We start from the raw sequence: 6,023 nt of genomic DNA, 5'->3' as shown, positions 1-6,023 counted from the left end.
TGGAAAACGAGCTTGGGCTGAAAAGAATTTAGCTCAAATCTAAACTCACAGTGACACCCCAAAAATAGGTAACTGTCCGATCAAGTTTGAGTCAATACAAAATTTAAATAACCAGATCAAATTACGACATAAAATCAAGTGGTTGCGTTAAAACGCAGCCCCTTTTTCTTTGTCCATGTTCACTTTACGTCCATCCATTTTATTTTTTCCAATATCAACATAACGTGACAAATAGCGTTTCTGGTATTTAGGGATGAAAGTGTGATGATTTGTTGCAAAGTTTTATTTAACTCTTAATCAATTGTGCGAATATTAGAACTTCCAGTCCCTGCCAAATTTGTAGATAGCTGATTTACCCAAACCAGTACGGCAACATACTTCGAGTAGTTTTACAAATGAGCGCCGCATAAATAATGGCCTTCCTCGGTTGTGTAACCTATGGGATTACGTCAATAATCGTTAGTATTGATTAATATCCATTCATGGAATTACGCTTGTATTACTGCATGCATCGGCTGAATTACTTTGGTTTTCCTTATAAATGGTGATACGACGTTGGTTCCCTTCATAGCTCAATAACCGACGAATCCAGTAGCCACTATTAGGAATATCGCTCCAAGAAAGACCGTTATCATTACTTTGCTGGTAAATCTGAGTCATTACAAAACTCAATGCACCGGAGCCAATAAAATTCAACATATTGGTAGTATTGAATGGACCCAGTGCATCATGAAAATCGCAACCTCGGCCCAAACTTCCAGTTGAAGTAGCACTGCCGATACCATTGTGACCCCCCTGACTGCGGTATCCGATGTCTACATACTTTTGTACCTCACGCTCAGGCATTTGCCAGCGAACTTCCTCACGAACGAGAATATGTGCTAAGTCATCCAGGATACCAGTGCTACTCTGCCAGCTCAAAATATGATTAATGGCACCATAGGCACCTTTTTCCCAGCGGAACGTACGAAAGTTAATTAATTGTGGACGTAGTTGCTCACGCAATCCCGGATATTCACTCATCAAGTACTTTCTCGTTCTCGAGTATTTCTGCCATTTGATGACTGGCACTTTCGTTATCTCTGCTGCTAGCTGCCTTGCATTGAAAGTACTTTGTTCCCTTCGGACCAGCTCAGTGACTGTGTGCAAAGAACTACGCCGGATACTTTCATAAGAGGGATTCTCGACTCTCAAGATCCGTTCAAACTCAGCCAATACGAACATGTACCCTCTCTATATATACTGCGTCTCATTGAATGCTACTTTTCTTGCACCTAAAGAAATGAGAGGCTTTTCACAAAAGGGCACTTTACGAGTATGACAAGTTCAATATGAGGAAGTTGAATATAGGGGATAACCGGGGGAAAGGAGCGCAGCGTTTAGCAGGCAATGTGCGTATTTTCCAGACAATAGCTATTAGCTAACTGTTTATTGTTAGATTTTCAGAAAAATTTTACAACTGAGGAGTATGAATTGGAAGAGACAAAAAAATCCACCTTTAAGGTGGCGCGAATATCAAGAAGTATTCTTCCTGTATATTCTTTTTCTGTTCTTTCAGTGGTTATTTTCAATCAGCTATATCTTATAACTCATTGAAAAATTTGGCTGGGGTACCAGGATTCGAACCTGGGAATGCCGGAATCAGAATCCGGTGCCTTACCGCTTGGCGATACCCCAACTGAATTTAAAATGGTGGCTACGACGGGAATCGAACCTGTGACCCCAGCATTATGAGTGCTGTGCTCTAACCAGCTGAGCTACGTAGCCATTTACGTTGACCGTAAATTTTATGAAAACCTTCAGAAAATGGCTGGGGTACCTGGATTCGAACCAGGGTATGCCAGGATCAAAACCTGGTGCCTTACCGCTTGGCGATACCCCACCTGAATGTTTTTCATTTAAATCTCATTTTTATTAATTATGTTTTATTTCCTAGCAAATATCGTTTTCAGAAATATGGCTGGGGTACCTGGATTCGAACCAGGGCATGCCAGGATCAAAACCTGGTGCCTTACCGCTTGGCGATACCCCACCTGAAAACAACATACTAAAACTTAAAACAACTTAACCAAAATTCGATTTAAGTGCAACCGAAGAAGAAATGGTGCGGGAGGCGAGACTTGAACTCGCACACCTTGCGGCGCCAGAACCTAAATCTGGTGCGTCTACCAATTTCGCCACTCCCGCAAAATGGTGGCTACGACGGGAATCGAACCTGTGACCCCAGCATTATGAGTGCTGTGCTCTAACCAGCTGAGCTACGTAGCCATCTTTTTTTGCTTTGCCTTCATCGGCGTTGCGGGGCGCATTATGCGTATATCAGACAAATGCGTCAACTGCTTTTTTAAAAAAATATGCATAAAAGCACTTGTTTGTTTGGCTTGTAATCATCTTGATGATAAAAGCAGCGGAAATAGCGAATTATCCGCCAAGAAGATGCTGTAATAGTACACCATTGAGCATAGCCCGCTTCGTTAAAGCGAATGCGCCTATTGCTGAGCAGTGATTTAATTCGGAGACAACGACAGGGAGGTCTTCACGAAAATTTTTCAGGGACTGTGTATTGATACAGTTTTGAATAGCAGTGAGCAGAACCTGCTTTGCTTCAGTAATATCACCAGCAATGACAACCTTCTGTGGGTTAAAGAAGTTAATGGCAATGGCAATGGCTTTACCGAGGTTATGCCCTACCAGCCTGATTACTTCGGTTGCTAGTGGATCACCCTGATTAGCTGCACGACATATGTCATGGATGCTGCATTTATCCAGTGTCAGTTTATTACTTGGAAAACCCTGCTGTAGTTGATATTGCACTTTAGCCTCGATTGCCGGATTGGATGCAATAGTTTCCAGACAGCCAAAATTACCGCAATGACAACGCTCACCCAATGGATCAATTTGGATGTGGCCTATTTCTCCCAGATTGCCGCGTTTATTGAGCAGGATATTATTCTTGATAATAACTCCAGCACCTGTACCACGATGAACACGCACTAGAAGAGAGTCTTCGCAATCGCGGGTGGCACCGAAATAGTTTTCTGCCAGTGCTAAGCTGCGAATGTCATGCCCGATAAAACACGAGATATTGAAGTGATTCCGCAGATTTTGTACCAGTGCCCAGCTATCGACTTTAATGTGTGGCATATAGCGGATAATGCCATTATGAGGATCAACCAAACCAGGGACAATAATGGAGATTGCAATCAGTTCACGGTTACGCCGCTGATTTCTGATAATAAAATCTTCGATTGAAGAGATAATGCGTTTTTCAACTTCCTGCTGACTATTTTCCAGAACGGGATAGTGCTCTTCTGCCAGCTGTTTAGCACTCATATTAAATAACGCAATCGTCGCATCGCGGCGTCCGAGCCGAACACCAATGGTATGGAATTGTCTGGTTTCTGTAACGATGGAGATAGCACGACGCCCTCCAGTGGATGCTTGCTGCTCGACTTCTTTAATCAGGCCGCGCTCAATTAACTGGCGCGTAATTTTTGTCACACTAGCCGGAGCAAGCTGGCTCTCTTCTGCAATTTGTATACGGGATATCGGGCCATTCTGGTCTATCAACCGATAGACCACCGCACTGTTGAGCTGTTTGACCAGCTCAATATTAGCGATTTGTTTTTGTGTGTTATGGTTGTTCATCAGGCACTATACTCGATAGTTCAACTTCATTCCCATTGTTATTATTTTCGTTAACGATACACCCGTTAACTATGGTCTTGCAGATTTTGAAATCATGAGTGAATGCTGTCAGGTTTGCAATTTTACCGGCTTCAATCGTACCCAGATGTTTGTCGATACCCATCGCTTTGGCTGGGTAAAGGGTTGCCATGCGTAATGTTTCATCCAAAGCAATGCCAACCTGCTCAACACTATTTCTGACACACTCGATCATTGTGGCTGAAGAGCCACTTAATGTGCCATTTTCATCAACGCATAACCCGTTATGATAATATATTGTTTTATTCGCGAAAGTGAACTGTTGCAGACTACTGTCGGTATCCAGCCCTGCCGCAACAATCGCATCTGTCACCAGAACTAATTTATCTTTTTTCAGTCGCTTGGCACTGCGAATATTTGGCCATGCGACATGCATACCATCACAAATAATACCGGCATAAACTTCAGGAGTATCATAAATTGCGCTGATTAACCCCGGCTGGCGGCCAGAAATAGCAGGCATGGCATTGTATAAATGGGTGGAGAAGGTAATGCCATTGTGGAAGCCCCGTCGCGCCTCTTCATAGGTTGCATTGGAATGACCGGCGGAAACAATAATACCAGCTTCAGTTAGCTGATGAATGTACCGGTTTTTTACCATCTCAGGAGCAAGAGTAATCTTTTTGATCACATCGGCATTAATACACAGATAATTAACCATTTCAGGTGTTGGTCTGCGTATATAGGCTGAATTATGGGTGCCTTTTTTTACCGGATTGATGTAAGGCCCTTCCAGATGTAACCCGATAGCCTGATTGGGATTGTTAGCCAGATAGATGCGCATCACTTCAATGGCTTTGATCATCAGCTCATCGGGGCTGGTAATCAGCGTTGGCAGAAAACTGGTACAGCCGTATCGCTGATTGGTTTTCTGCATGGTATGCAGCGTTTTTTCCGTAATATCTTCCATGCGCTCATTATACTGGACTCCGCCACAACCGTTAACTTGTAGGTCAATAAACCCGGGAGAAAGATTCACACCCTGCAAATCGTGTTTTTCAATGTCTGCCGGTAATTCATTTTCCGGACAAATCTGCTTGATTATTTTATCTTCAATGATAACAGCATATTCACTAAGCCTGTCGTGTCCGGTGTAAATAATACAGTTGGTTAAAGCGTACATTCTGGACTCCTAAATGCCTGAACCTAAGTGTCTGAATAAGGACTAACTGGCGAATTCACTCAGAATATCGGCCTCTATCTGGCGGAAATATTTGACGGTTTTTACTCTTAACTCCATTGTTGCAGATTCATCACACGCAATAATTGCTTTTGGGTGTATCTGTAGGCAGCTTACTGTCCACATATGATTGACATTACCTTCAATAGCAGCTTGCAAAGCCAGTGCTTTCTGAGCCCCGGTTACGAGGATAATGATTTCTTCAGCATCCATTAACGTACCCACACCAATAGTTAAAGCATATTGGGGGACGGACGCTACATCATTATTGAAAAAACGGGAATTGGCGGTTCGTGTTTCCATGGTCAGCGTTTTAATCCGTGTACGGGAAGAGAGAGAAGACGCTGGTTCATTAAACGCAATATGACCGTCGTTACCTACACCACCCATAAACAGATGAATTTTTCCGTATGCTTTAATTTTATTCTCATAGCGTAAGCATTCAGCATCAACATCTGCAGCATTCCCATTTAGCAAGTTGATATTTTCTTTCTGTATATCAATGTGTTCGAAGAAATTCTGATGCATAAAAGTGTGATAACTCTGGGGATGATCCGCAGGAATACCAACATATTCATCCATATTGAAGGTCACTACATGTTTGAAACTGACTGTTCCAGCCTGATATAGCGCTATCAGCTCCTTATAAGTTGCTAATGGTGTACTACCTGTTGGCAGACCAAGCACAAAGGGGCGCTCTGCTGTTGGTTTGAATTTATTGATTTTACTAACAATATAGTGTGCAGACCATCGACCTACATCACTTGCATTTGTTAGGGGGATCAGTCTCATTATGACCTCTTCAAAAATTATTCATTTATTAAATTAGAATTATACGAACAGTGGTAGGGCAAAAGCTGCCTATCATACCTGTTCTTCGTGATGGTTCTACCTGACAGGTATGATAATGTTATTTTTTATAATAAAATAAGTTTTTGATTAAGGCCATGTTTCGCTCAAAAAAAAATCAATTAAAGTGATTTTTATCACATTAAGCAAGGATTTAATTTGCGATGAAAAATAAATCTTTTAGACTAAAAATGTCATTAACAATAAATAGATAAATGGTGTCATCACATCATTTATTAAACAAAAAACTCCATTAATGGGGCTTTAA

At 41.9% G+C, this 6,023-nt stretch carries 4 protein-coding genes and 6 tRNA genes; all 10 read right to left on the bottom strand.

The window, feature by feature from the left end:
- Positions 1-480: 480 nt before the first annotated feature.
- The 10 genes from Xinn_RS15190 to nagB all read right to left on the bottom strand — a co-directional run bounded on the left by Xinn_RS15190 (position 481) and on the right by nagB (position 5,698).
- A complete protein-coding gene (locus Xinn_RS15190; RefSeq protein WP_086956032.1) occupies positions 481-1,023 on the bottom strand; it encodes a hypothetical protein in 543 nt (180 codons plus the stop codon).
- 579 nt (positions 1,024-1,602) lie between these two features.
- Positions 1,603-1,677: transfer RNA gene (locus tag Xinn_RS15185), tRNA-Gln, on the bottom strand.
- Between the two features lie 13 nt (positions 1,678-1,690).
- A tRNA-Met gene (locus Xinn_RS15180) sits at positions 1,691-1,767 on the bottom strand.
- A 40-nt stretch (positions 1,768-1,807) separates the two neighbouring features.
- Positions 1,808-1,882: transfer RNA gene (locus Xinn_RS15175), tRNA-Gln, on the bottom strand.
- A gap of 75 nt (positions 1,883-1,957) precedes the next feature.
- Positions 1,958-2,032: transfer RNA gene (locus tag Xinn_RS15170), tRNA-Gln, on the bottom strand.
- Between the two features lie 70 nt (positions 2,033-2,102).
- Positions 2,103-2,187, bottom strand: a tRNA-Leu gene (locus Xinn_RS15165).
- A gap of 4 nt (positions 2,188-2,191) precedes the next feature.
- A tRNA-Met gene (locus Xinn_RS15160) sits at positions 2,192-2,268 on the bottom strand.
- A gap of 153 nt (positions 2,269-2,421) precedes the next feature.
- Positions 2,422-3,648 carry a DNA-binding transcriptional regulator NagC gene (gene nagC, locus Xinn_RS15155; RefSeq protein WP_086956031.1) on the bottom strand — a complete coding sequence of 409 codons (1,227 nt, stop codon included), beginning with the start codon at positions 3,646-3,648 and terminating at the stop codon, positions 2,422-2,424.
- Positions 3,635-4,849 carry an N-acetylglucosamine-6-phosphate deacetylase gene (gene nagA, locus Xinn_RS15150; RefSeq protein WP_086956030.1) on the bottom strand — a complete coding sequence of 405 codons (1,215 nt, stop codon included), beginning with the start codon at positions 4,847-4,849 and terminating at the stop codon, positions 3,635-3,637. The genes nagC and nagA overlap by 14 nt, the downstream gene beginning before the upstream one ends.
- A gap of 42 nt (positions 4,850-4,891) precedes the next feature.
- Complete coding sequence (gene nagB / locus Xinn_RS15145; protein WP_086956029.1) at positions 4,892-5,698, bottom strand: glucosamine-6-phosphate deaminase; 807 nt, start codon at positions 5,696-5,698, stop codon at positions 4,892-4,894.
- Between the last annotated feature and the right edge of the window lie 325 nt (positions 5,699-6,023).

The organism is Xenorhabdus innexi (assembly GCF_002632485.1).
GTDB lineage: Bacteria > Pseudomonadota > Gammaproteobacteria > Enterobacterales > Enterobacteriaceae > Xenorhabdus > Xenorhabdus innexi.
This window is presented reverse-complemented; position numbering and strand designations above follow the sequence as displayed.